Here is a 25,945-nt window from a genome sequence, read left to right as displayed (position 1 = left end):
TGATCAAATCGACACAGGGTCGGCGTTGATTAAACGGGCTGGCTGCCCAAAACAGCGAGCAATCGTGGATTGACCTCGCCACTTTCGCTCATTCCGGTTGCCCGTTCGAACGCGCGGATCGCCTCGACGGTTTGTGGCCCAGACTTGCCGTCCGGCGTTCCCACATCAAAACCGAGCTTGGTCAAAGCGACTTGGACGCGTTTGACCGTTTCCTCCGCAGTGATTGCATCGCCAACTTCAAACGCGGTAGACCACGTGCCAATTGGCGCAAAGTTCGCTGCCAAAACCAGCGGTGCGGGCTTCCAGGTGAGCAGCTCAGCATCGACGCGCTGAACCGCATCTGCGGACAGGGAGCGCACGATGTCGGTCTTGGCTAGGCCTGCGTCCTTGTCGCCCGAGAGAGCGGCGAGGGAGAAGTATTTGTAGGACTGTTCGAAATTCTGTTCGACGCCCAAGCCGCGCGCATAGAGCATGCCGAGATTGAACTGGCTATCGACCATGCCGCGATTGGCGGCACGTTCGAACCATTCTGCAGCAAGCTCAAACTGCTGGCCGCCCATATGGCCGCCAGCATAGAGCGCGGCGAGGTTGTGCATCGCCATGCGGTGACCGCCATCGGCGGCGCGCTGATACCAGAGCTTGGCCTGTTCGAGGCTCTTTTCGACGCCAGTTCCCATCTCGTAGAGATTGCCGAGACGATACTGCGCGGGAACGAAGCCTTGGGCTGCCGAGCGTTCGTACCACTTGATGGCTTCAGCGGCATTCGTCGGTACACCGCGCCCTTCGCCGTAAATGGCAGCGACTTCGTATTGCGCTTGAGCATTGCCCGAGGCAGCGGCTTGGCGCAGCTCAAGTGGGCCAACGCCTTCGGCTGGTAGGGCGAAAGCATCGCGCATGGTTTCGGCAGGATTGAGAGCTGCCGTCAAAATCGGATCGGGTGCTGCGGTCGAAACCGGAGCTTCCGCCAGCGGCGGCGGCATGGTGATGTCTGGCAGGACGCTTGGGCGTGAGAAGCTCATGGGAGCGCCTGGATTGATCGAGCCGGTCGATGTCGGGTCGATCATCTCGCTCATATTCGGCGCCGTTAGCGTGTCGGAGAGACCTGCTGCAGGGGTCGGATCGGTGAGGACCGTGACCGGGGCCGCATTTTCAGGGGCAGTCACAGCGGGCGCTGGAGTTTGCGCAACCGAGGTCGGCTCGGCACGCTGCAAGACCAGATTGATCGCGAGCAATGATACGGCTGTCAAAGCTGTGGCCAGCAGAATTGGCCGGCGATAGCGCCGCAGAACATTCTGATGCGTGACGGTTTCGTCCGCGCTTTCGGCGTCGTCAAGCGCTACCGGTGCCTCTTCAGGTTTGTCCTTGAGACGGGCGCGGAAGATCGCGCGCTTTGGCGCTGCGGGTGCTGGTGCCGCTGTTTCAATAACAGTGGGGGGCACGACGCGATCTGGGAGCTCGGCTTCCCGACGCGGGAGCACAAAGGCCAGAGCTTTGCCGATGATGCTATCCGCATCCTCTGGCGTTTCGTCTTGACGGGCGCGCTGGGCGCGGCGTGCTGCCGCCACGAATGTGCTGGTGCTCGACACTGACGGAGCCGCTTCAAGCTCCTTAGTGACCGACGCGCGCGTCTCATCGGCAAAGCCGGGCTTTGGGTCACTGGCCAGACTTGACTGTGGGCGTGGTGGTGGGGTGACCGTCGACGGATCAAACTTAGGCGCTTCGGCGGCGACAGTTTCGGCGCGCATCCGCGATTGCGTCATCCGCTTCTGCGGGACTTCCGCCAGCTTTAGGCTCTGATCGACCAGTGGCGCGTCTTCCGCCGGATTGATCGGCATTGCGTCATTCTTGGTGGCGCCGAGGCTGCTGAGAATGGCTTCAAGCTTTGAGCTGGTGGCGTTAGCCTTGTCAGAAACAGCCTGCTCAAAGGCGTCGTCGGCGTCAAAATCCCTTGCGCTGGACGCAGGGGTTTTTACGAAGGCTACCGGAGCCGGAGCCGGAGCCGGAGCAGGAGCAACAGCTGGTGCAAACTGACGGTTTGACAGAGTGACTTCCAACCGCGCGAGGCGTTCGGCTGTTTCTTTGCCTGCGGTGTTGAGCAGCGCCGTCATGCGCTTTTCGAGCGCGGACAGATTGGCGTCCTGCGCAGCCGTCGCGGCAGGGCCAGCCTTTGCAATGGCCTGAGACGTCCGTTCGGCTACCATATCGGCCAGCGAGGTATAGTCGATTGAGACGTCCTGCTGCTCATACGCGCGGCTGAGCGCGTCAATCTGAGCGCTGGCCTCGTCCATGCGATCCATCAGGGCGCGCAGCTGGGTTTCGACAGCAGAGGTGTCGACCGGAGTGATGCGGCTATTGAGAGCGTCGATCTGGTCTTCGATGCGCGAGAAGCGTGGTTCAAGCCCGGATAGTACCGCATTGCGAAGGCCGACGATTTCAACCTTGAGGGCTTCGACCTCGCCGTTTGAGGTGTCAACGGCTTCCAAACGCTGAGCCAGAAGCTCCACACGCTCTACTAAAACCTGGGGCGAGCCTGCGCCGGTTTGAAGGGCATTGGTGAAGGACGCCATCTCGCTGGTGAGACGGTCAAAATCGGTCGATGAGAGCGCGACATTGCGCTCGATCGTATCAATCCGATCGTAGACGTTACGCACGCTCTGCTCGATGGCGTGCATGGACGGGAGCAGGCTTTCTGCGCCCAGCGTGGACTGTGCTTCCACAGCCCGGCGCTCTTCGCGGATCAGCTCGCGCTCCATCTGCTCGGCCTGCAACTCGGCGAGCTTGCCGACGGTGACCGACACATCATCCATGCGACGGCTCAAAACCGACATGTCCGCGCGCGGGCCACGTTCGATCATCACGCCGAGCGCTGCAATCTGCGCTTCTAGGCGTTTGACCTGACCGGTTTCGCCGACTGCGCCAGCGATCAACTCCACGACCTGGGTGAGTTGTTCAACTTGGCTGGCAACCTCGTTCACCTGCGCACCATTGTGGCGCTGGCTCTTGAGCTCGCTTTCGAGGCGTTCGAGACGTTGGCTCATACCGCCAACGAGCGAGCCCAACTCGCGCAGTTCGGGGAATTCGGGCGCGCGGCGCGCTTGCGGCGCTGCGGTCGTCGGACCCTGGCGATGGCGGATTTCGGCGATGGCTGCGGTCAGATCATCGTCAAATAGAGCGTTGGATTGGGTTTCGCGTTCGTTGAAACGTTCGACGGTGCGCTGTACGGAGCGCAAGGCTTCTTCGCGACGTGAGACGGGTTCGGGGCGCGAGACTTGGTCGTGCAGGTCCTGCACGCGGCGCGCCAGGCCCTGAAGTGTGGAGACTGCGGGCTCGGGTTCAGGCGGCACGTAGTGGCTCTCAACCTTGTCGAGCAGGGCGAGAAGCTCACCGCGAAGTGCTTGTAGGTCCCCTGCACCGGGGTCGTTCACCAGATTGGCGAAGTCCGAGTTTGTGTATGCACGGGGCATCGCAGGTCCTGTTACAACGAAACGCACATCGCGCGAGTCGCACGAAGGTATAAAGGCCACTCTTGAGAAAACATGGTAAAGAAGCCGTTAAGGATTCATGGAATAACCATCCCCGCAGATATGAAAACCGTGTACTTACGGGACATTGTCCAGCAGGGCAGGAGCTGACTATATGACTCGCCGTCGCATCATAATCGTCGATGATCACCCGCTATTTCGGGCCGCATTGCGGCAGACATTGGCTGGTGGCGACGCTACAGTGACCGTGGAAGAAGCCGGTGACCTCAATGGGTTAAGTTCGGCGCTCGATGCTGATCGCGATTGCGATCTGGTGCTGCTCGATCTCAATATGCCGGGCGTTCGGGGCTTTTCCGGGCTGCTGCTGCTGCGCGCACAATACCCAGATATTCCGGTGATGATCATTTCCGCTGTGGAAGATTCGACCGTGGTGCGTCGGGCCTTTGAGCTGGGCGCTTCGGGCTATTTGCACAAGTCTGTTGGCCCCACGGAAATTCGTCGGGCCATTGAAACCGTGCTGTCCGGCGAAGTGTTCGTCCCTGCCGGTACCGAACTTGGCGGCGACGACGATCACTCAGCTTTGATGAAGCGTCTCTCAACGCTCACCCCACAGCAGGTCCGCGTTCTGATGATGCTCAGCGATGGTTTGATGAACAAGCAAATCGCCTACGAGCTGACGATTTCTGAGGCGACGGTTAAGGCCCACGTTTCGGCCATTTTGCAAAAGCTCGACGTCGATAGCCGCACTCAGGCTGTTATCGCCGCAGCGCGGATTGAAGAGGGCCAGTTCGAGGCGCTCTTCACCATCACAGACAAGGCATAAGCCCTATGAAGCCTTCTATTTCGATCATCACCATTGGCGTTGATGATCTTGAGCGTGCCTTCGCCTTCTATCGCGCCCTGTTCGACCTGCCGGACGATCAGATTGGCGCTGGCGAAGACAATGTTGCGTTCTTCTTCGACGACAAGTTCACCTTCGCGCTCTATCCGCGCAAGGAGATCGCCGAGACTGCGGGCAAGGGTGACTATGTGGCGGGAACGCCGAGCTTTGTGCTCAGCCATCGTGCCGAAAACGCTGCTGAAATCGACACCATTCTCGACCGTGTTTTGGTCGCGGGCGGGACGATTATCGTCGGCAATACCGAGTCTGAATGGGGCAATTCGGCCTATTTCGAAGACACCGAAGGCAATGTGTGGGAGCTGATGGCAACGCCACCAGCCAACTAATCATAATGCCGGGGAGGCTAGAACCTGCCCCCGGTTTTAAATCCGCTGCTGGATTTGCGGTTGCCCGATGAGAGACCGCCGCCAGCGCTGCCGCCGCCACGAGGCCGCGAGAAACCGCCCCCAGCAGAGCCGCCGCCAAGGCCACCACCCCAAGCGCCACCAAAGCCACCGGGCGTGGGCTTTCGCGGGGCTGCGCCGCCACCAAAGCTGTTATCTGGCCAGCCACCGCCGTTGCCCCAGGGGCTTTTGTTGGTGCCAGCGCGGCGGGTGCTTTTGTAGCCCGAACCCCATTCGCTGCCCGGCGCCCAGTTTTGGCTTTTCTGCCATTGGTCCCAATAGGCCGCGGCCGAAATTCCGCCCTTGAGGAACTCGGTGAGCATGTCCCCGACAAGTCGATCTTGGCTAAAGCTCGAGCCGGGATCGTCAAAATGCTGCTTTTTGAATTCCCACTGAATATCTTCAAGCTCGCGACGGCGCTCTGCTAAGGTCTTGAGCCGTGCGCGCTGTTCTTTGCTCTCGGTTTCTTCTTCGCCGAGGCGGGTGCGGGTTTCGTCGATCTGACCGACGATCGTGTCGTCTTGAGCGGTGCGAGTGCGACGCGCTTCGGCCAGGAGCGTGCGGATGTCTTCGCGCGCGAGAGCGGCGGCAAGATCGGTTGCTGCCCGGACGAACTCAGGGTCTTCCCCTTCAGCCAGACTGCGCAGGGCGTTGGCTGCAGCGTCGCGCTGATCTTCGAGGGCAACAATCTGCTCGTCGAGTTTGGTGATCTCGGCTTGCGTGGTTTCGACAGCATCGCGTAACGGCGCGCCGCCAGCCGCATCGATGGCTGCAATTTCAAGCGCGGCCAGTTCGGCCTCGGCGGCCCGCACATTTTCCTCTTGCAGTTCAGCGTGCTCACGCAAACGCAAGGGGAGTTCATTGAGCATGTGGTAGTTCGGGCGGGCCTTGGTAAAGCCGATGAGCCGAGCGACAAGCCCATCAAGATAGCGGATGAGGCCGCTGGCCTTATACGTGGAGGTGCCGTAGCCAGCGTCCCACAGATAGATGAACAGCGGGTCGTCGCGGTAAGGCTTGCCCTTGGCTTCGCGGTCCGCTTCAGCCTGTTCTGTCTTTTTGAGCGCCTCTTCGGCGATATGATCGAGCTCTTCGGTTTCCTGACGCTTGGCGATAAATTGCGGATCGCTGGCAATTTGCTGCGCGAGCTTGGCTGTGAGCGCAGTGAGGTTTTCTAGCTTGTCTTCAAGCAGGCGGAGTGCTGCTGAACGGTGTTCGAGCAGTTTGGAGCGATTGTCTTCTATGGCCTTGAGCGAGGTCTCTGCCTTGGTGACGTCGCGGGCATGGCCCTTGAGCACATCGCGCGCCTTGCGTTCGGCGGCGGTGATCTCGCCATCGAGTTCGGCCTGAATTTTGGGATCAAGGCGAAGCTTGGCGAGCTGGCGGAAATATTCTGCCTCGGCTTCGCGCAGTTTGGTGATGCGTTCAGACGTGCGGGCGACGCGCCGGGAGATCTCGTCTTCCTCGCGGCGAATGTCGCGCATTGCCTCTTCGAGGCTGGCCAGAGCTTGTGGGCCGCGAATGCTCATGCGCCTACCACCGAGTTACCGTGCCGCCCAGAACGGGCATTGTATATTCAACATCAAGAAAGCCGCTGGATTTGCGGCCAACGGTGTTGGCTTGGATGAGGCCGTCGTCGCGCTTATCGGCAACCACGGCAGAATAAACCGTTGAAGGCACGCGGACGCCCCACATCGAGACCTGTTCGATCTCGCCATTTTCTTCGTTCGCAATGGGTAGGGTCAGGGGATTGCCGTCGATGTCGATGGCTTCGACCACCACATACCAATTGGTCGCGTCGCTGGTATTGTTGGGCGTTGTCCAGAACCCAGAGTCCGCATCAGCGCGATTGACGATGCGCAAAGTGTAAGCTTGGCGCAGCTGATCACGCAGCGCAGTCAAGCGTTCAACAGCATCTTCGGCGCCTTCGCGATTGCCTTCCTCGGCAAACGCTTGACCCCGAGCGAGGAGGTCATCCGCGCGAACGACGGCTTGCTGAACCTTGGTTTCTTCAAAGATTGTCTGGCGCAGAGCTTCCATCTGCGCCGGCAAGCCTTGAGCGACCTCTAGGCGCGCTTGTTCGGCCTGGCCGTGCTGGAACGGCTGGTAGATGCCAAAATATCCAATAGCAGCAACGATCGCTGCAACGAGGAGGGCCGCCACGGGGCGACCCCATTTTTTGCGGGACACATAAAGCCGCGCCAGCGTGGTTTTAAAACTCGGCGCAGGTGGCTCGTAGGTGAAGCGGCTTTCAGCGAGGGCCGAAACGCCTTCCTTGAGAATGCGATCGGGAACTTCAATGCCCTGTGCATGATAGAGGGAACGCAAGCGCTCGATGAGCTGCCGTTCGCGGGCGGCTCCATCCAGTTCACGTGTCACCAAATCCTGCCGGTGACGGAGCGTGTCGACCACGTCCATCGCCAGCATGACTTCATCCAGTTGCACAGCCGATTTGGCCGTTCCCTCACTCATTGGCGAGCCTTGCCCGTTCTATCTTAGTTGCGGGTTTCCAAAAGCAATGCGTTGCCTTCGGTTGCCAAGGTGGCCAGACGACGCTTGCCATCTTCAACGGCGTCGCGAATTTCTGCCGAATTCTTGGTCGAAGCTACACGCATCTCATTGATAATGGTGCGGCTTTTTTCCTGGAAGTTTACGACAGAGTCGACGAGCTTCTGAACGGCATCGGCGCGGATGGTAGGACCGTAACCGGCGCGGACAGCTTCTTCCTGAACCTTGTCACCGATTTCCGAGAGCGCTTCGAGGCTCTTGGACATGCCTTCCTTCATCGCGTTCAGCGTTGCAGTGGATTCGTGCAGGCCGAACATGCCGGTGAACGAAGCCGAGAGCGCGGTGAGCACGGTTTCATTGGTCGAGAAGAACGAGATCGACTGCTGATAGACACGTTCCTTAGCGTTGGTCGTCTGCATGAGACGGGCCATCACCACTTCGGACGTGTTGTAAGAAATCGTCAGATTGTCCGAGAGGTCCTTGGCAATCTGATAGCGCTTTTCTTCGTTCTGCATTTCACGCAGACGCTCGTCGCGCGCCATTTCGAGGCGGGCGCGATCAGCAGGCGTTTCGCCGGCATAAGAGGCAAGCTCTTCAGCCGCCTTCTGCAGGATATTTTTCTTTTCTTCCAAGCGCTGTTCAGCGGTGTGCAGCACTTCGAGCGCCATAACTTCAGACTGTTTTAGCGCGCCGCGGAAATCGCGGTAGGCTTCCAAAATGGTCTGTTCGCGGTCGATCTGATCCTTGGTGTCCTTCGACACGGTCAGATAAGTGTCGCGGATCTTGTCAAAGCGGGAAGCGATGTCGCCGCGGCTAACCTTCATCCACACGTTGGAAGCGCGTTCGAGCAGGTCGATTTTATTGTCCTGCAACTGATCGACCATTTTCTTGGCGTCGTCGCGGATAGAATCGAAACCCTTGGTGATGTCTTCGTAGCGCTCACCGATCTGCATTGCTGCCACCTGCTGGCGGACAACTTCGTTGAATGCGGAGGCCTGGCTCAGGGTGCGGCCAATCAGAATGACGCGTGTTTCATCGAGCTCGGTAATCTGAGCGAGAAGCGAGGTGATCGGCTGTTCGCTTTGTTGCTCGGGCCAAATGCCCAGATCGCGGATCGCGTTCACTGCTTTATCAAGATACTGCAAAGGCTTCTCGGTGAGCGCAGTCATCGCATTCGCCTGGGTCGCAGTGGCAGTGGTGGCTGGGTCAGTCATATCTGGCATTCCTCGCTAAGCGGGCTCGTAGGCATACCGCCGTTCACTCCTGATGGGACTCTCATACGGCAACATCAAAGCAAGACAATTGCAACGTGTGCTGGTCCCAACTATTTACCCGATATTGGTGCGAAAAAGACGCACGTAAAGAGTGCGGTTGCGGACAATTTTATCCGTGCGCCTGCCAAGCCAACAAAAGGACGCGATTGAGATGGATTTTGGTGGTCGATATCGTATCGAAGCGTCGCGCTCGGCAGTGTGGACAGCGCTCAACAATCCAGAAGTGCTGAAGGCCGCGATTCCGGGGTGCAGCTTTATCGAATGGTCTGGTCCGTCCACGCTGGACATGGCCATCGCGGTCAATCTTGGCGTTATGAAGCCCAGCTTTAAAGGCGAGCTGTCGTTGTCTAACGTCGATGTGGCACGCAATTACACGCTCTCTGGCAAGGGTAAGGGCGGGTTCATGGGCCTAGCGGAAGGCGCAGCGGACATTTCGCTGGCCGATGATGGCGACGCCACGATCCTGCAATTTACCGCGCAGGGCGGCGCTTCAGGGCAGATTATGAAGCTTGGAAAGGCTTTGATCGGCAATTCCGCTCAAAAGATTATTGATGGATTTTTCGAGCGCTTCGCAACGGCGATGGGTGCCGAAATTACCGCCCTCACGCCGCCAACTGAAGCGCGTTAACGCGTTCTTAACCCTGCGGAAATCGAGCGGGTTTTGGACATGATTTCGCCCCGCGGTAGCAAGTAGGGGTAAAGCCCCGAGCTTCTATTGTAGATTCTGTCATGTCCACACACTCCCGCGATAGTCTCGCGCTCTATGCAATCGCCGCTTTGGCTGTGGTGGTAACGCTTTATGGCGACCTAGGACTAGGCGCGCTGTTCGAGGCAATATTGGCGCGCTGGTAATTGACGGTAGAGAATTTAAGCATTTTCAGCAATTTGCGTGAGCAAATGCCTTAAATTTGACCAGCTGGAAAAGATTCTACGAGTTTCCTATTGCTTGGAACTGGATTGCACGATTTTATCCCCTCTTAGCGCATCCATACCTGTGGCGAAGGGGCCCAGTTGGTATGCTGCACAGGGAGAAAGAACTCGATGAAAATCTCGACCCTCACCAAAGCTATCGCTGGCGGCGTTGCAATGAGCGCTCTGTTGGCCGGTGCAGCCTTCGCTGACGGCGCTCTCGTCTATGACGGCGGCGGTAAGTTCGATAAGTCGTTCAACGAAGCAGCCTATAACGGCGCTGAAAAGTTCAAGGCTGAAGGCGGCGCCTATCAGGACTTGGAAATTTCGGGCGACGCGCAGCGTGAGCAGGCCGTGCGCCAGTTCGCTTCGCGCGGCAACAACCCGATCGTGCTTCCGGGCTTCTCGTGGGAAACTGCACTGCGTGCGGTGGCTCCAGACTTCCCAGACACCAAGTTCACCATCATCGACACCGTCGTTGACCTGCCGAACGTTCAGTCTGTTGTCTTTGAAGAGCCACAGGGTTCGTACCTCGTCGGTATCTTGGCTGCGATGCAGTCCAAGAGCGGCAAGGTTGGCGTGATCCCAGCGTTCAACTTCGACCTGCTTGACGCATTTGCTTGCGGCTACGCACAGGGCGCCAAGTCGGTTAACCCAGACATCGAAGTCATCAAGACTTATGTCGGCACCGGCTTTGAAGCCTTCAACGATCCGGGCAAGGCAACCGAAGTTGCAAAGTCCCAGCTTGATCAGGGCGTAGACGTTGTCTTCCAGGTTGCTGGTGGCGCAGGCGCAGGCGTGCTGCAGGCAGCAGCTGACGCTGGCAAGTGGTCCATCGGCGTGGACAGCAACCAGAACCACCTGCATCCAGGTTCGGTTCTGACTTCGATGCTCAAGCGCGTTGACGTTGCTGCTTACAATGCCATGAAGGGCGTTGAAGACGGTACCTGGGCTCCAGGTCTGATCACTCTTGGTCTGGCTGAAGAAGGTGTTGGTGCAGCATTTGACGATAACAATGCTTCGCTGATCACTCCGGAAATGAAGGCAGCTGTCGAAAAGGCCACTGCTGACATCATCTCTGGCGCTGTTGTTGTTCACGACAGCCGTACCGACAAGACCTGCCCAGCCCTTTAAGACCTACAAGTGAGGTCAGGGCTGAGCCATGACTAATCTGAACTCTCATAATGCTCAGCGGCCCGAAAGGGCCGCTGACACCTCGCTCGCAATTGAGCTGAGCAAGATCAACAAACACTTCGGTGCGGTTCACGCGAACCGAGACATCGACCTGGCCATCAGGCGCGGTACGGTGCACGGCATCGTTGGCGAGAATGGCGCTGGCAAGTCGACACTGATGTCGATCCTATATGGCTTTTACACTGCTGACAGCGGAGAGATCCGCGTTAACGGCGTGGCCCATTCCATCACCGATAGTCGCCACGCTTTGGCGCTCGGCATTGGCATGGTGCACCAGCACTTCATGCTGGTGGATAATTTTACAGTTTTAGAGAACATCGTATTGGGGGCCGAGGACTCGGCATTCCTCAAACCTTCGCTCAACAAGGCGCGTGACCAGCTTAAGGCGCTTGCACGCGACTATGGGCTTGAAGTTGACCCCGATGCGATTGTCGAAAATCTCTCGGTTGGGCAGCAGCAGCGCGTCGAAATTTTGAAGGCGCTGTATCGCGGTGCCGAGACGCTCATTCTCGACGAGCCAACGGGCGTGTTGACGCCAGCCGAAGCGGACCATCTGTTCCGCATTCTCGAAAAGCTGCGTGCCGAAGGCAAAACCATCATTTTGATCACGCACAAGCTGCGTGAGATCATGGCCATTACCGACGAAGTCTCGGTTATGCGCCAAGGAGCGATGGTTCAAACCCTCAAGACCGCTGATACCTCGCCCGAACAGCTCGCCGAGCTGATGGTGGGGCGTCGCGTCTTGCTGCGCGTCGAGAAGGGCCCGGCCAATCCGGGCAAGGTAATGCTTGAGGTGCAGAACCTCATCGTCACCGACGATTTCAAGGTTCCACGCGTCAAGAACGTCTCCTTCCAAATCCGTGCGGGCGAAATCGTCGGCATCGCGGGTGTGGCGGGTAATGGGCAATCGGAATTGCTCGAATCTATCGCCGGCATGCGTGACCAACTCGGCGGTCAGGTGCTGGTCAACGGCAAGCCGCTCTCGCTTGAAGGCGATGACGGCGCAGCGCGGGCGCGTCTGGCGGGCCTAGCGCACGTTCCAGAAGACCGTCTGCGCATGGGGCTCGTGACCCAGTTCTCCGCCTGGGAAAACGCCATTTTGGGCTACCAGAACACCTATGGTTCTGGCCTCAGCCTCGACATCAAAAAAGCACGCGAGACCGCAGAAGCTTACGTCAAGAAATTCGACGTGCGCCCGGCCGATCTCGACCTCAAGACAGCCAATTTCTCCGGCGGCAATCAGCAGAAGATTGTCCTCGCCCGTGAAATGGAGCGCGATCCGGACGTGTTGATCGTTGGTCAGCCGACGCGCGGCGTCGACATCGGCGCGATCGAGTTTATCCATAACCAGATCATCAAAATGCGCGACGCGGGCAAGGCCATTCTGCTCGTCTCGGTGGAACTGGACGAAATCCGGTCGCTGGCCGACCGTATCCTCGTGATGTTCGACGGCCATATTGTTGGCGAAGCCGATCCCGCAACAGCGGATGAAACTGAGCTTGGCTTGCTGATGACCGGCTCGCACGCCGACCAAGTGGTTAGCGAAGCGGGTAGCTTGCCCGCGCATGAGACGCCGATCCAGCAGACGCTGGTGCAGATGTCGCCAAAGAATAATACCGGTAGGGAGACCAACTGATGAACGCCTTGCCACGTTGGGCAGACGTTATGCTGCTCCCTGTTCTCAACGTCGTACTCGCCTTCCTGGTGGGCGGGTTGATCGTGCTGGCTGTGGGGCAAAATCCGCTCGAAGCCGTGCGTATCATGCTCTACGGCGCTTTTGGCTACGGCTCGGGCTTTGGCTATACGCTCTACTACACGACTGACTTTATTTTTGCCGGGCTCGCGGTGTCGCTGGCCTATCACGCGGGTCTCTTTAACATCGGGCCTGAAGGGCAGGCCTATGTGGGTGGGCTCGGGGTTATCCTGATCGGTCTGGCGTTCAACGGAACGCACTGGGCGATCATGTTCCCGATGATGATTATCGCGGGCGCTATGTTTGGCGCGACCTGGGCCTTTGTGCCGGGGTATCTGCAAGCCAAGCGCGGCAGTCACATCGTTATCACGACCATACTCTTTAACTTCATTGCCACCTCGATGATGAGCTACATCATCTCCAAGCAATTGAAGCCTGAAGGTGTGAACTCGGACGAAAGCGCGCCGCTTGAAGCGATCACGCGCGTGCCGCAGCTGCGCACCTTCATCGAACTCTTTAAAAACTCGCCGGTGAACCTGACGTTCTTCCTCGCGCTGATCGCGCTGGTGTTCGTCTATTGGCTGATCTGGCGCACCAAGTTTGGTTATGCCGTGCGCTCGCTCGGTGCCAATCCGGTCGCTGCGTCCTATGCTGGGATTTCCAACCAGAAGCTGATCATGATCGTCATGGCCATGGCTGGCGCTTTGGCGGCAATGGTTGCGGTCAACAACGTTGGCGGTGTGCAGGGGCGTTTGATCCTCAACTTCGTCAACGGCGCTGGCTTTGTGGGTGTAGCGGTGGCCTTTATGGGGCGCGCGCATCCGATCGGGGTTGGGCTTTCGGCGCTGTTATTCGGCATTTTGTATCAGGGCGGCCAAGAGCTGGCGTTCACCATGCCGGGGATTACCCGCGAGATGATCGTCACCATTCAGGCACTCGTTATTCTGTTTACCGGCGCGATGGGCGATATGCTGCGCGCGCCACTGGCGCGATTGCTGACGCGATCAGCGGCTCCGGCGGGAGGTAAGTGATGGATCAGTTTATCGTCGATCTAACACTCGTCCTCGACTCCACCACCCGATTGGCCGTGCCACTGATCCTCGCCTGTTTGGCTGGGCTCTATTCAGAGCGTGCGGGCATTGTGGATATTGGCCTTGAAGGCAAGTTGCTGGCGGGCGCTTTTGCTGCGGCAGCCACAGCGGCGGTCACTGGCTCTGCTTGGCTCGGTCTGCTCGCCGGGATCGGCGCTGCGCTGGTGTTTTCGGGCATTCACGGCCTCGCCTCGATCAACTTTAAGGGCAATCAGGCGATTTCGGGCGTGGCTCTCAACTTCCTCGCTGCGGGCCTCACCACCTTCTTGGGCCAATCCTGGTTTAAGCGCGGTGGGTACACGCCTCAGCTTTCGGGCGATCAGCGTTTCAACCCCATCACCCTTCCGTTTGCGGAAGAGTTGAAGGGTGTCCCTGTTATCGGCCAGATCTACAATGAGCTGATCTCGGGCCATAACATCATCACCTATTTCGCCTTCATCGCCGTTCCGGTGACGGCGTGGGTGCTGTTCCGGACGCGATTTGGCCTGCGTCTTCGCGCCGTGGGCGAAAACCCCAAGGCGATTGATACGGCCGGGATTTCGGTGACGCGTCTGCGCTATCAGGCGCTGATCATCACGGCCGTTCTGGTGGGTATTGGCGGCGCTTATCTCTCGATTGCGCAGTCGGCTGGGTTCAACAACAATATGTCGGCGGGCCGAGGCTATATTGCTCTGGCAGCACTGATCTTTGCCAAATGGCGTCCGGGCCCAGCTCTGCTGGTGTGCTTGATGTTCGGCTTCCTTGATGCGGTACAGTTCCGTATTCAAGGGCAGGTCTTCCCGATCATTGGCGAGGTGCCGGTGCAGGCCATTCAGGCTCTGCCCTATATCCTTACCGTCATTCTGCTTGCCGGTTTTGTCGGTCGCGCCGTGGCTCCAAAAGCTTCGGGCATTCCCTACACCAAGGAGCGCTAGCCGTAAGGCTGGCGCAATTTGCCAATGTCTCTGTCTGAAAACGATAAGGCCCTGTTCGCGGCAGCCGAAGCGGTTCGCGGCAAGGCCTATGCGCCCTATTCCAACTTTCATGTTGGTGCGGCCATTCTGGCCGACGACGGCAAGATTTACTCTGGCTGCAATATCGAGAACGCTTCCTATCCAGTCGGCAATTGCGCAGAACCAAGCGCTATTGCGGCGATGATTGCGGGCGGCGGAAAACGTATTCAGCGCATCTATGTGACGGGTCCGGGCGTTACGCCCGTGACACCCTGCGGCGCGTGCCGCCAGCGTATTCGCGAGTTCGCCGATCTCGATGTGGAAGTGATTTCACACGGCGTTGACGGCGCGCCACTGGTGCAGACGCTGGAACAGCTGTTGCCGCATAGTTTTGGTCCGGAGTTTCTGGGCCGCTAACGCATACGGACGCGATTTGTCCGAACCAGTAGGGGGACTGCCCCTTAAGGAGGAGCTATGAGCCTCAAAGTTGTCGACGCTTCGACGTCGCATCCGGCCCACAAGCGCAACCCCGGCTTTGCTCTTGATCTCGATTGGGTCGAACGCGTTCGCATGAACCGTTCGGCACTCGAACGCCGCGCCAACTCCATCGGGGCGCGACGGACGGTGAAGAAGGATTATCAGCTCGCTTGGTTGCTCAAGGCGATCACCATGATCGACCTGACAACGCTCAACTCTGACGATACGCCAGCGCGCGTCGAGCGCCTCTGCGCTAAGGCCCGTAAGCCACTGCGCGCGGATATCGTCGAAAAGCTGGGCGTGCAAGATTTGCGTATTCTGCCCGGTGCAGTTTGCGTCTACCACACCTTTGTCAAAACGGCCTTCGATGCGCTGGAAGGCACGGGCATTCCTGTGGCGGCGGTGTCGACCGGCTTTCCGCATGGTCTGGCTCCGGTCCACACCAAGATTGCCGAGATTGAGGCGTCGGTTAAAGACGGTGCTGAGGAAATCGACATTGTCATCGAGCGCGGCATGGTTCTGCGCGGCGATTGGCAGGCGCTTTATGATCAGGTCCGCGCTTTCCGTAAGGCCTGTGGCGACGCGCATATAAAAACCATTTTGGGCACGGGCGAGCTGGCAACGCAGACCAATGTCGCTAAGGCCTCGCTCGTGTGTATGCTGGCAGGGGCCGATTTTATCAAAACCTCGACCGGCAAGGAAAAGGTCAATGCTGACCTTGTGACCTCCTTGTCGATGATCCGCATGATCCGCTGGTTTGCCGAAGAGACCGGTATTGAGATTGGCTATAAGCCAGCGGGTGGGATTTCGACCGCTGGCGACGCGCTCAAATATATGGCGTTGATGAAGGAGGAACTGGGCAATCAATGGTTGCAACCGCACCTCTTCCGCTTTGGCGCATCAAGCCTGCTCACCGACATTGAACGGCAGCTGGAGCATGGCCTCACCGGCCATTACGCCGCCGACTACCGCCAGCCTTTGGTTTGAGGATTTTTGCACCCATGAACAAGATCGCTCAAATCTTTGAAAGCCTTGAATATGGTCCCGCACCGGAAGGGGCGGATCAGGCCAATGCTTGGCTCGACGCCAAGGGGCGCAAATTTGGCCATTTCATCAATGGCGAATGGACTGCGCCGGGCAAAGTTTTTGCCTCGACCAATCCGGCCAATGGACAAAAGCTCGCCGATATCACTGACGGTACGGCTGAGGATGTTGATGGGGCGGTGAAGGCTGCACGCAAGGCGTTCGGCGGCTGGAGCAAGCTTTCGGGCTACAAGCGCGGCAAATATCTTTATGCCATCGCGCGCATGATCCAGAAGCACAGCCGCCTCTTTGCCGTGCTCGAAACCATGGACAATGGTAAGCCGATCCGTGAAAGCCGCGATGCGGACATTCCGCTGGTTGCGCGCCATTTCTATCACCACGCCGGTTGGGCCACTCACCTGGACCGCGAGTTCCCCGATCACGCGCCTTATGGTGTGTGTGGGCAGATCATTCCGTGGAATTTCCCGCTGCTGATGCTGGCGTGGAAAGTGGCTCCGGCGCTGGCGGCGGGAAATACGGTGGTCCTCAAACCAGCTGAGTTCACCTCGCTGACGGCGCTGCTCTTTGCCGATATTTGCGACCGCGTTGGCCTGCCCAAGGGTGTGGTCAATATCGTCACCGGCGAAGGCGACACGGGTGCCGCTATCGTCAATCACCCGGACGTTGATAAGATCGCCTTCACCGGCTCGACCGAAGTGGGCAAGATCATCCGCGAGGCAACGGCGGGTTCGGGCAAGGGCCTGTCGCTCGAGCTGGGCGGTAAATCGCCTTACATCGTTTTTGAAGATGCTGATCTCGACAGCGCAGTCGAGGGTCTGGTGGAAGCCATTTGGTTCAATCAGGGCCAAGTGTGTTGCGCGGGCTCGCGCCTCCTCGTGCAGGAGAGCATTGAAGAGCGCTTCATCGCCAAGGTGAAGGCGCGCATGGCAAAACTGCGGGTCGGCGATCCGCTGGATAAGTCCATCGACATTGGTGCGCTGGTTGCGCCTGTGCAGGTGGAGCGCATCCGCGATTTGATGAAGCGCGGCGTGGCTGAAGGCGCGGTCGTGTACGAAGCTGATGGGGCCCTGCCGGAAAAGGGCTGCTTCTTAAAGCCGGCTCTGGTGACGAATGTGTCGCCTGCTAACACACTTGTTGCCGAAGAAATCTTTGGCCCAGTGCTGGTGGCGATGAGCTTCCGCACGCCGGACGAGGCAATCGCGCTGGCGAACAACACGCGCTACGGGCTGGCGGCGACGGTGTGGACTGAGAACGTCAACCTCGCGCTCGATATTGCGCCGAAGATCAAGGCCGGTGTGGTCTGGATCAATGGCACCAACCAGTTCGATGCGGCGGTTGGTTTTGGCGGCTATAAGGAATCTGGCTTTGGCCGCGAAGGCGGACGCGAAGGCATGGGTGCCTACCTCAAGCCAAACTGGGAAAAAGACCTCAAGAAAGCTGAGGCCGTGCCAGCCATTGCGGCGACAGGCACGAAGAACCCGCTTGATGGCAGGATCGACCAGACGGCCAAAATGTATATCGGCGGCAAGCAGGCGCGGCCCGATAGCGCCTACAACCGTCCGGTGCTTGGGCCGAAGGGCGAGTTGATGGGTGAGGTCGGCGACGGCAATCGCAAGGATATTCGCAACGCTGTCGAAAAGGCCCGCAGTGCTCTGAGCTGGGGCACAACCGCGGCCCATACCCGCGCGCAAATCCTCTATTTCCTTGCTGAAAATCTCGAATACCGTCGCGATGAATTTGCGGCGCGGATCAAGGCGCAGACAGGCGTTGATGGTGGCGAAGAGGTCGATCTCTCGATCGAACGTCTTTTTGCCTTTGCAGGCTGGGCGGACAAATACGATGGGGCGGTGCACAATCCGCCGATGCGGGCTGTGGCTGCGGCCATGGTTGAGCCATTGGGCGTGATGGGCATTATCGCGCCGCCGTCGCGTCCACTGCTTGGCTCTATCGCGCTGATTGCGCCGGCGCTTGCCATGGGCAATAGCGTGGTTCTGGTTCCCTCGGAACGCTCGCCGCTTTCGATGACGGACTTCTATCAAGTTCTCGAAACCTCGGACGTGCCAGCAGGCGTCATCAACATCGTCACGGGCGATAGCGTTGCATTGGCCAAAACTTTGGCTGAGCACGACGGCGTTGATGGGGTGTGGTTCGCTGGCCCCGCCGAAGGCTCGGCCATGGTCGAAAAAGCCTCGGCGGGCAATGTGAAGCAAACTTGGACGACGCGGGGCTTTGATTTTGATCTGGCTCATCCTCGCTTCTCAGGCGAGTATTTCCTAGGCAAAGCCACCCAGATCAAAAACGTCTGGATCCCCTACGGAGCGTAACAAACATGGCCGACAAGATCGAAATCGAGAATGTCGGCCAACCCGGCAAGACCTATCGAGTGGATGCCACAAAGTTCGCAGCTGTGCGTGAGGTGGTCTTGGCTGTTTTGCCGAGCCAAGCGCCGGGCATATCGGTGAGCGAACTGATCGCGGCTGTTAAGCCAAAGCTGCCGCAAGACCTGTTTCCCGGTGGCGAAAAGGCCGGGTGGTGGGTCAAGGCCGTGCAGCTCGATCTTGAAGCAAAAGGGATTATCGCACGGGCAGCAAAACCGCCCGTGCGTTTGTATTTATTAGACTAGGCAGGGCGCAGCTCGGATGGCAGTTCTTCGTCCGGATCGAGCAAGAGTGCTTCGAGCAGAGCCAGTATCAGAATGGCCGCCAGCATCGCGCCGCCAGTCATAACGATACGCTGCAACACCGCTTCGAGCGCGTCGACACCACCGGTGGTCGACTGCAGGATCATCACTAGCGCTGCCGAGCAGGTGTACTGATAGATCAGCGGGCGCTGCTTACCGGTCGTCATCTTATCGACGAGGTAATAGGTGATGATTGTGCAGAGCAGCACGAGCACCGGCATTTCCGGGATCATGCTGTAAATCATCAGGACACCAGCGGCGATGCCTGCGCCAACCACAGTGCCACCACCACGGTCGATGACCTGGTTCATCTGCGTGCCGCGCCGGGGTTCGCCACAAACGAACAGCATCATAATGACGATGGTCATCATGGTCATATCGCCGGTCGAGAACAGCCAGATCATGGCCGGAACATAGATGATCGAGCGGATCAGCAGATGCTTGCCCGCCTGGGTGCTGGCCAGCGGGGCCACCATTTCTACGTGCACGGTTTTGGTCGTGGGCGGGAACAAAAGGTTCAATCCGACCACGGCGATGCCCAAGGCGAGGCCGCCCATAACCATGCTGTCGCGCATGACGACGAGCACATAGTCACTCATGATCGCTGACATGGCCATCATCAGCGGGAAGACGGTGAGCATCATGCCGCCACGCGAACCGCGCATGACCATCAAAGCCAAGCCGCCAACGGCAAGGATGATGTTGACGATGGTGAAAACCATCGGCTCGTTGACGGTGACAGCGGCGATCCAGCTGAACACGATGCCAACGATCGGCAGAACAATAGGCGTCGCAAAGGTGCGCGGGTTCAGCGCACCGCGCTGGTTGGACATAATGCTCATCGCCATCACTACCGGCAGCATGGGCATGGTAATGCCCAATGGCTCGGCGAGCAGCAAACAGATCATGACCGTCAGCGCAGTGCGCAGCGCCAAATAGGGATCGTCTAGCGCACTGACGCGGGGCAACTCTTCCATGGATCGAGGCTCTTAGTTGAGGCCAGAAATGAAGCCATTGATGGTCAGGAGAGCCTGCGAGATGGCGGGGATAAAGCCACCGTTAGGATCAATCAACACGCTGGCTTCCGAGCCGATACGGATATTGGCGGGGAGTTCGGAAAGATCGTCGAGCGCAATACGCACTGGGATCTTGCGGGCAGGAGGGAACCAACGAGTGTCGGTGGTCGGCTGCGCTAGGCCATTGGCGGTCGCGCGGCCCGAATTGATGCCCCAAGCGATGCTTTCCACCGTGGCAGAAAACTTCTTGCCCGGCGCCGCTTCAAAAACCACAGTCGCCTTATCGCCTGGCTCGACATTGATCAGCTGATTTTCGCGGAAGTCCGCGATAACCATCTGGGTCGCCGGGTTGATGAAGGTGAGGGCACCTGCGCCTGCGCCAACAAACTGGCCTTCGGTGAGGCTGACATTGGTCACATAGCCATGGGCTGGCGCGACAACCTTGGTATTGGCGAGAGCGAATTCAGCCTTTTCCAGATTTGCGCGGGCGGTACGGATATTGGGATTGGTCGCGTCAGCAGCGCCGCTCGCGGTCGTTGTGCGTTCCAAATCCGCACGTGCGGCCTGCACGGTCAGCTCAGCATTGGACTTTGCCAGTTCTGCCTGTGCCAGCTTGCTGGGCGATACCAGACCCTTAGCATGCAGCTGTTGCTGACGATCCAGCTCATCGACAGCATTGGCGAGCGCCAACTGTGCCTGATCAAGCTTTGCCTGCGAAGCGGGAATAGCGGCGGCGTTCGACGAGACCGAATTAAGCGCTTGTTCGAGCTGAGCCTTCGCCAGCTCGACATCCATGCGATAGGTGGTGTCGTCGATGGTGAAAAGCGTGTCGCCTGCGCTCACCGATGCATTGTCCCGAATGGTGACTTTGGTCACTGGACCCGCAACACGCGCCGCGATTTGGGTGACGTCTGCGGTGATCGAACCAGCGCTTGCAAACGGTGCGTGACGATCGCTCAGCGGATACCACGCAAAGATGCCGACGAGCACCAGCACCAAGACGAGCGCGATGCGTCCAGCCTTTTTGCGTTTCGCTTTGGCGGCAGCGACGAGTTCAGGAGAGGGTTCTTCCGTGGCGACGGCCGCAGTCTCATCGGTAGAGGCTGGCGTGATGACCGAGAGGTGCGCCTTGCTATCCGCAGCAGGGGTCGAGGACGATTTCGCGGTTTCGCTGGGTGTCACAGCCTGTGCCATGGTGTAGATGTCTCCTTAACAGAGCCCGTTACATAGTGAACCTGATTTAGCTTTGCAACAAAGATACTTTGGTGCATAGCTAGAATGATGAGCGCGCATATGACAGAACCCGTCCAACTACCGATCGATGATTTGATCCGCGAACTGTCGTCGGAAATCATGCAAATCCACCGTTGGATGGCCGAACAGGCGGGTCTGAACACCACAGATCTCATGGCGCTCTATTATATCCGTAATGCAGAAGGGCAGGCGGCTCCCAAGCAATTGGCGGAAAACCTGGGTCTGACATCAGGGGCGACGGCCATCCTTCTCAATCGATTGGAGCAGCGGGGCCTCATCCAGCGGTCACCGCATCCGAGTGATCGACGTGCTGTACTTTTGTCGCTCGGGCCAGCGGCGACAGCTGAGGGCATTTTGCACGTGCGCCAATATCTGCGTGAGGCGAATGCAGATGTTTTCGATACGCTAGGGGAACAAGAGCGGGGCATCGTTGTGAAATTTCTTGGCGATATGCTCGAGAACACCCGAAAAGCCTTGCACGACCTGCGGACAAGCTCCGCGTCAAAGTAGCGTCAGCACTTCGTATCCATCTGGAATACAAGAGTGCTTTGTCATAGGCTCGCCCCATGACTCTTATGCCGCAAGAAATCATTGCGCTGAAGCGCGATGGACATGAACTCGATAGTGTCGACATCGCCGCCTTCGTTTCCGGATTTACGGGCGGGTCGGTCTCACATGCACAAGCCGCAGCTTTTGCTATGGCGGTGTATTTCCAAGGCATGACCATGGCCGAACGTGTGGCCCTCACCGTAGCGATGCGCGACAGTGGCTCTGTGCTCGACTGGTCCGATCTTGATGGCCCAATTGCCGATAAGCATTCAACCGGCGGCGTCGGGGACAATGTTTCCCTCATGCTCGCACCCATTCTGGCGGCACTCGACATTTATGTACCGATGATCTCCGGCCGAGGCCTTGGGCATACGGGCGGTACCCTCGACAAGTTCGACGCCATTCCCGGCTATCAGACCAGCCCGGACAACGCCTTGTTTCGCAAGGTCGTGAAGAGCGTCGGTTGCGCCATTATCGGGCAGACGGCCGATCTCGCCCCTGCCGATAAGACGCTCTATTCTATTCGCGATGTGACCGGGACGGTGGAATCCATTCCCCTCATCACCGCGTCTATTCTTTCGAAAAAGCTCGCCGCAGGGCTCGGCGCCTTGGTGCTCGACGTGAAAACAGGGACGGGGGCATTTATGCCCACCCGTGAAAAATCACGCGAGCTCGCGGAAAGCCTTGTGGCAGTGGCCAATGGGGCAGGGCTGCGCACCAGTGCACTGATCACCGACATGAACGAGCCGCTGGCCAGTGCTGCCGGCAATGGGCTGGAAGTGCGCAACGCCGTCGAGTTTCTCACAAAGAGCCATGTTGATCCCCGTTTACGTGACGTGACACTGGCGCTCTGCGCTGAACTGGTGCTGATGAGCGGCAAGGCGGATACCCCTGATGCTGCAACGGCGGCCGTACACCGCGTTTGGGACAGTGGTGCCGCCGCCGAAAAGTTCGGGCAGATGGTGGCAGCCCTTGGTGGGCCGATCGATTTTATTGAGAATATGGACCAGCATTTGGCGGCGGCCCCCATTGTGCGCGACGTGTTCGCGGAGGGTGAGGGCGCTATCGCGGCCATCGATACCAAGGGCGTGGGCATGGCGGTGGTAGCGCTCAAGGGCGGACGCTCGACGCCAGCCGATGTGATTGATTATCGCGTTGGTTTTGATCGTCTTGCGGGCTTGGGGCAAAGTTTGGGGCCGTCAGCCCCGGTTGCCCGTATTCACGCTGCCGATGAGAAGAGCGCCGCCGAAGCCGAAGCTCGATTACGCGCAGCCTATCAGCTTGGGAACGCAAACACGGATCACCCCCTTATTGCAGAGCGGATCAATCCCTCTTAAAGCCAAGAAATTGGGTCGCCGTTGAGGAGCAGTTTATGCCCCGTGCCATAGTGTGTGTTCTGGATAGTGTTGGTATCGGTGGAGCGCCCGATGCGGCGGACTATGGTGACTTAGGAGCCAATACTCTGGGGCACATCGCGCAGTGGGCGGCGGAAGGACGAGCCGACCAGCAGGGTCTGCGTTCAGGGCCTCTGCACCTACCAAATCTTGAGGCGATGGGAATTGGCGCAGCGGTGTCTCTGTCCACCGGTGTCACCCCTCCCGGCCTATCCGCACAGCCTAAGGGCGGGCGATTTGGTGTGGGGCGCGAAACCTCAAAGGGCAAGGATACCCCGTCAGGTCACTGGGAAATCGCTGGCGTCCCTGTGTCCTTTGATTGGGGATACTTTCCCCAAACCATCCCAGCTTTCCCCGATGATCTCATTGCCGAGCTTTGCGCGCGGACTGACGTTCCCGGCATTCTGGGCAATAAGCACGCCTCTGGCACCGATGTGCTGATGGAATTGGGTGAAGAACACATCCGCACAGGCATGCCGATTTGTTACACCTCTGTCGACAGCGTCTTCCAGATCGCGGCGCACGAAAGCCATTTTGGTCTTAATCGGCTTTATGATTTCTGTAAGGTCGCGTTCGAACTGACGGAGCCTTTGCGCATAGGGCGCGTGATCGCTCGTCCATTTGTGGGCGAGAACGCTGCCGATTTCAAGCGCACGGGCAATCGTCGTGACTTTGCCTTGCAGCCCCCTGAGCCGACGCTTTTGGATCGTAATCAGGCGGCGGGCCATCACGTCTACGCTATCGGTAAGATCTCCGATATTTATGCAGGGTCTGGTGTAACCCATAAACTAAAAGGGACGGGCATCCCTGATCTCTTGAATAAAACGCTTGATGCCATGGAGATGGCGGCGGATCGGGCGTTGATCATGACCAATTTTGTCGATTTCGACAGCGAATATGGTCACCGGCGCGACGTTGCTGGATATGCTGGGGCATTAGAACTCTTTGATAGCCTGCTTCCGGAGATAATCTCTCGGATGCGGCAAGACGATCTCTTGGTCATTACTGCAGACCACGGTAATGATCCGACGTGGCCGGGCACAGATCACACGCGTGAACAGGTCCCCATCCTCGTTTTTTCCCCAATCCTGCCTCCAGGTGAGATTGGAATCCGCTCCAGCTTCGCCGATATTGGCGAAACCATCGCCGCGTGGCTCGGTTTATCACCGGGACCGCATGGCAAATCCTTTTTGTGACCGCAGAGGTGATCGATAATGAGTGAAGTCGTGGGCAATGTTACCGTGATTGATCACCCGATGATCCAGCATAAGCTGACGATCATGCGGAACAAGGAAACCTCTATTGCCGGCTTCCGCCGCCTCTTGCGCGAAATCGCGCATCTCATGTGCTATGAGGTGACCCGCGACCTGCAGCTGGAAATGGTGGATATCGAGACCCCGATGACCGCCATGCAATCGCCGATGATCAAGGGCAAGAAGCTGGTCTTCGCTTCGATCCTGCGCGCTGGCAACGGCCTACTCGACGGCATGCTCGACCTGGTGCCCGCGGCACGCGTCGCCCATATCGGCATGTACCGTGACCACGAGACCCTTGAGCCGGTCGAATATTACTTCAAGGCGCCATCCAACCTTGAAGATCGTCTGATCATCGTTGTTGACCCGATGCTGGCAACGGCCAACTCGGCCACGGTTGCGATCGATAAGCTCAAAGCCCTCGGCGCCAACAATATTCGCTTCCTCTGTCTCTTGGCCGCGCCAGAAGGCATTAAGCGCTTTACCGAGCACCACCCTGATGTTCCGGTCTATACCGCGTCCATCGACAGTCATCTTAACGAGCAGGGCTATATCATCCCCGGTCTCGGTGATGCGGGTGACCGCATGTACGGCACACGATAAGGACGACCACTTATGGCAAAGCTCGTTCACTCGATGATCCGTGTCGTCGAAGAAGCGCGTTCACTCGCGTTCTACGACAAGGCATTTGGTCTCAAGCTTATTGAGCGTATCGACTTCGCCGATTTCACGCTGGTTTATCTGGCGACGGCCACGGGCGAATTCGAACTGGAGCTGACCGTCAATAAGGGTCGGGCCGAACCCTATGAACTCGGCACTGGCTATGGCCACTTGGCTGTGGTTGTCGACAATCTGGACGCCGAATATGCGCGCTTCATTGCTGAAGGCCTGACAGTCGGTAAGCTTGTCGACTTTAAGAACGGCGACACCCCGGTTGGCCGCTTCTTCTTCGCCACCGACCCTGATGGGTATAAAATCGAAGTTATCGAAAAGGGCGGTCGCTTTAAGTAAGCGCTGCACGCATGAGATAAGAAAGCCCCGAACCACAGTTCGGGGCTTTTTGCGTTTTAGGGCCGACAGACGGTGCGGGAAATGAAGCGATTTCGGTCCCCACAAGACGATTTTCGACCAAGGGTCTTCCATACAATGGCGATCTCTCGCTGACTGTCCCATTCGGCTAAAAATCTTCCCCCAGGTGGATAACTCGGGACAGCATTGCAAACGCTACTGACTCAGTCGGCTTTTTCACACTGCGACGTACGCCAAAAACCTGAATCCCATCGATTTTTGTCGAGGGCTCTGGACAGCAAACAGGGCTGCCCCTATAACCCGGTCATCGCTGCAGAGCACAGCGCCTACCGGCACTGAGCGACGCGGCAAACGACTGAAATCAAATGTAAATTTGAAATTGGTTTAGTGGATTTCGAAAGATTTCGGAATTCACGAAAATGGGTGTTGACGAAGCAAAAGCTTCTGACTAAAACCCACGAACGCTAACGACGCCGAGCACTTGCTGCTCCCACTGTTTAGCAGTTTCTGACAGGGCAGACGATCTGCCGGGCAACCGGACAGATAGCTTTGTCTCTAAGAACTCCGGAAGTTTTGCTTCCAAAATGACGTGTCCGGTTTGTAGCCGATGGGTCAGCTCTTTGACATTGTGAAGATTGAAGAAAGAGAAACGTGGACGGCGAGGTTCTTGCGAACGGAAGCTGGGGTTTACTCCAGTGGAAGTTAACTAGACTTCGATGGGTGCACGTTTCTAGAGGTACACTCTTTTAGCGCTTTAATAGCGCAATTTGATGTGTGTCCTCGTCAAAACGCAAACGTGCATCTAGCGACAATAGTCATGATTAAACTTGAGAGTTTGATCCTGGCTCAGAACGAACGCTGGCGGCAGGCTTAACACATGCAAGT

At 58.1% G+C, this 25,945-nt stretch carries 22 protein-coding genes, 1 rRNA gene and 1 pseudogene; 18 read left to right on the top strand and 6 right to left on the bottom strand.

Annotated elements, in window-relative coordinates:
- Nucleotides 1-29: 29 nt before the first annotated feature.
- Nucleotides 30-3,464 (bottom strand): peptidoglycan-binding protein, encoded by a 3,435-nt coding sequence (locus HKD40_RS12780; protein ID WP_169196162.1) that lies wholly within the window; start codon nucleotides 3,462-3,464, stop codon nucleotides 30-32.
- A gap of 172 nt (nucleotides 3,465-3,636) precedes the next feature.
- On the opposite strand from HKD40_RS12780, the gene HKD40_RS12775 reads away from it, so the two are divergent.
- Nucleotides 3,637-4,305 carry a response regulator transcription factor gene (locus tag HKD40_RS12775; protein WP_169196161.1) on the top strand — a complete coding sequence of 223 codons (669 nt, stop codon included), beginning with the start codon at nucleotides 3,637-3,639 and terminating at the stop codon, nucleotides 4,303-4,305.
- Nucleotides 4,306-4,310: 5 nt separating this feature from the next.
- Nucleotides 4,311-4,709: a VOC family protein gene (locus tag HKD40_RS12770; RefSeq protein WP_169196160.1), complete on the top strand. Its 399-nt coding sequence runs from the start codon at nucleotides 4,311-4,313 to the stop codon at nucleotides 4,707-4,709.
- Nucleotides 4,710-4,726: 17 nt separating this feature from the next.
- Here HKD40_RS12770 and HKD40_RS12765 read toward each other — a convergent pair whose 3' ends face one another.
- The 3 genes from HKD40_RS12765 to HKD40_RS12755 are packed head-to-tail and all read right to left on the bottom strand — an operon-like array spanning nucleotide 4,727 to nucleotide 8,440.
- Nucleotides 4,727-6,292 (bottom strand): hypothetical protein, encoded by a 1,566-nt coding sequence (locus tag HKD40_RS12765; protein ID WP_169196159.1) that lies wholly within the window; start codon nucleotides 6,290-6,292, stop codon nucleotides 4,727-4,729.
- 4 nt (nucleotides 6,293-6,296) lie between these two features.
- Complete coding sequence (locus HKD40_RS12760) at nucleotides 6,297-7,235, bottom strand: DUF6384 family protein (RefSeq protein ID WP_169196158.1); 939 nt, start codon at nucleotides 7,233-7,235, stop codon at nucleotides 6,297-6,299.
- A 23-nt stretch (nucleotides 7,236-7,258) separates the two neighbouring features.
- On the bottom strand, nucleotides 7,259-8,440 hold the full coding sequence (locus HKD40_RS12755; RefSeq protein ID WP_169196225.1) for a cell surface protein: 1,182 nt from the start codon (nucleotides 8,438-8,440) through the stop codon (nucleotides 7,259-7,261).
- Between the two features lie 220 nt (nucleotides 8,441-8,660).
- On the opposite strand from HKD40_RS12755, the gene HKD40_RS12750 reads away from it, so the two are divergent.
- The 10 genes and pseudogenes from HKD40_RS12750 to HKD40_RS12710 all read left to right on the top strand — a co-directional run bounded on the left by HKD40_RS12750 (nucleotide 8,661) and on the right by HKD40_RS12710 (nucleotide 18,508).
- Nucleotides 8,661-9,173 (top strand): carbon monoxide dehydrogenase subunit G, encoded by a 513-nt coding sequence (locus HKD40_RS12750; RefSeq protein WP_169196157.1) that lies wholly within the window; start codon nucleotides 8,661-8,663, stop codon nucleotides 9,171-9,173.
- Between the two features lie 101 nt (nucleotides 9,174-9,274).
- Complete coding sequence (locus tag HKD40_RS18070) at nucleotides 9,275-9,397, top strand: hypothetical protein (RefSeq protein WP_282567613.1); 123 nt, start codon at nucleotides 9,275-9,277, stop codon at nucleotides 9,395-9,397.
- A 234-nt stretch (nucleotides 9,398-9,631) separates the two neighbouring features.
- On the top strand, nucleotides 9,632-10,588 hold the full coding sequence (locus tag HKD40_RS12745; RefSeq protein WP_248306058.1) for a BMP family ABC transporter substrate-binding protein: 957 nt from the start codon (nucleotides 9,632-9,634) through the stop codon (nucleotides 10,586-10,588).
- 28 nt (nucleotides 10,589-10,616) lie between these two features.
- Nucleotides 10,617-12,167 (top strand): annotated as a pseudogene (locus HKD40_RS12740) (ABC transporter ATP-binding protein); the annotation flags it as partial.
- 116 nt (nucleotides 12,168-12,283) lie between these two features.
- Complete coding sequence (locus HKD40_RS12735) at nucleotides 12,284-13,372, top strand: ABC transporter permease (protein WP_169196154.1); 1,089 nt, start codon at nucleotides 12,284-12,286, stop codon at nucleotides 13,370-13,372.
- A complete protein-coding gene (locus HKD40_RS12730; RefSeq protein WP_169196153.1) occupies nucleotides 13,372-14,346 on the top strand; it encodes an ABC transporter permease in 975 nt (324 codons plus the stop codon). The genes HKD40_RS12735 and HKD40_RS12730 overlap by 1 nt, the downstream gene beginning before the upstream one ends.
- Before the next feature lie 30 nt (nucleotides 14,347-14,376).
- Entirely contained in the window at nucleotides 14,377-14,781 is a 405-nt protein-coding gene (locus tag HKD40_RS12725; RefSeq protein WP_169196224.1) for a cytidine deaminase, read from the top strand.
- 57 nt (nucleotides 14,782-14,838) lie between these two features.
- Nucleotides 14,839-15,828, top strand: coding sequence for a deoxyribose-phosphate aldolase (deoC, locus tag HKD40_RS12720; protein ID WP_169196152.1), 990 nt, complete (start codon nucleotides 14,839-14,841; stop codon nucleotides 15,826-15,828).
- Between the two features lie 14 nt (nucleotides 15,829-15,842).
- Nucleotides 15,843-18,209 (top strand): aldehyde dehydrogenase family protein, encoded by a 2,367-nt coding sequence (locus HKD40_RS12715; RefSeq protein ID WP_169196151.1) that lies wholly within the window; start codon nucleotides 15,843-15,845, stop codon nucleotides 18,207-18,209.
- A gap of 5 nt (nucleotides 18,210-18,214) precedes the next feature.
- Nucleotides 18,215-18,508, top strand: a complete 294-nt coding sequence (locus tag HKD40_RS12710; protein ID WP_169196150.1) for a hypothetical protein — start codon at nucleotides 18,215-18,217, stop codon at nucleotides 18,506-18,508.
- On the opposite strand, the gene HKD40_RS12705 is transcribed toward HKD40_RS12710, so the two are convergent.
- A complete protein-coding gene (locus HKD40_RS12705; protein WP_169196149.1) occupies nucleotides 18,505-19,542 on the bottom strand; it encodes an FUSC family protein in 1,038 nt (345 codons plus the stop codon). The genes HKD40_RS12710 and HKD40_RS12705 overlap by 4 nt on opposite strands.
- A 12-nt stretch (nucleotides 19,543-19,554) precedes the next feature.
- Complete coding sequence (locus tag HKD40_RS12700; RefSeq protein WP_169196148.1) at nucleotides 19,555-20,775, bottom strand: HlyD family secretion protein; 1,221 nt, start codon at nucleotides 20,773-20,775, stop codon at nucleotides 19,555-19,557.
- Nucleotides 20,776-20,874: 99 nt separating this feature from the next.
- Here HKD40_RS12700 and HKD40_RS12695 point away from each other — a divergent pair, with 99 nt between their 5' ends.
- From HKD40_RS12695 to HKD40_RS12670, 6 genes are all read left to right on the top strand, one after another.
- Nucleotides 20,875-21,345 carry a MarR family transcriptional regulator gene (locus HKD40_RS12695; protein WP_169196147.1) on the top strand — a complete coding sequence of 157 codons (471 nt, stop codon included), beginning with the start codon at nucleotides 20,875-20,877 and terminating at the stop codon, nucleotides 21,343-21,345.
- A 56-nt stretch (nucleotides 21,346-21,401) separates the two neighbouring features.
- A complete protein-coding gene (gene deoA / locus HKD40_RS12690; RefSeq protein WP_169196146.1) occupies nucleotides 21,402-22,721 on the top strand; it encodes a thymidine phosphorylase in 1,320 nt (439 codons plus the stop codon).
- A gap of 35 nt (nucleotides 22,722-22,756) precedes the next feature.
- Nucleotides 22,757-23,974 carry a phosphopentomutase gene (locus tag HKD40_RS12685; RefSeq protein ID WP_169196145.1) on the top strand — a complete coding sequence of 406 codons (1,218 nt, stop codon included), beginning with the start codon at nucleotides 22,757-22,759 and terminating at the stop codon, nucleotides 23,972-23,974.
- A 30-nt stretch (nucleotides 23,975-24,004) separates the two neighbouring features.
- On the top strand, nucleotides 24,005-24,634 hold the full coding sequence (gene upp, locus HKD40_RS12680; RefSeq protein WP_169196223.1) for a uracil phosphoribosyltransferase: 630 nt from the start codon (nucleotides 24,005-24,007) through the stop codon (nucleotides 24,632-24,634).
- 12 nt (nucleotides 24,635-24,646) lie between these two features.
- Nucleotides 24,647-25,042 (top strand): VOC family protein, encoded by a 396-nt coding sequence (locus tag HKD40_RS12675; protein WP_169196144.1) that lies wholly within the window; start codon nucleotides 24,647-24,649, stop codon nucleotides 25,040-25,042.
- Nucleotides 25,043-25,883: 841 nt separating this feature from the next.
- A 16S ribosomal RNA gene (locus HKD40_RS12670) occupies nucleotides 25,884-25,945 on the top strand; the annotation flags it as partial.

Source organism: Devosia sp. MC1541, from assembly GCF_012847305.1.
Classification (GTDB): Bacteria; Pseudomonadota; Alphaproteobacteria; order Rhizobiales; family Devosiaceae; genus Devosia.
This window is presented reverse-complemented; position numbering and strand designations above follow the sequence as displayed.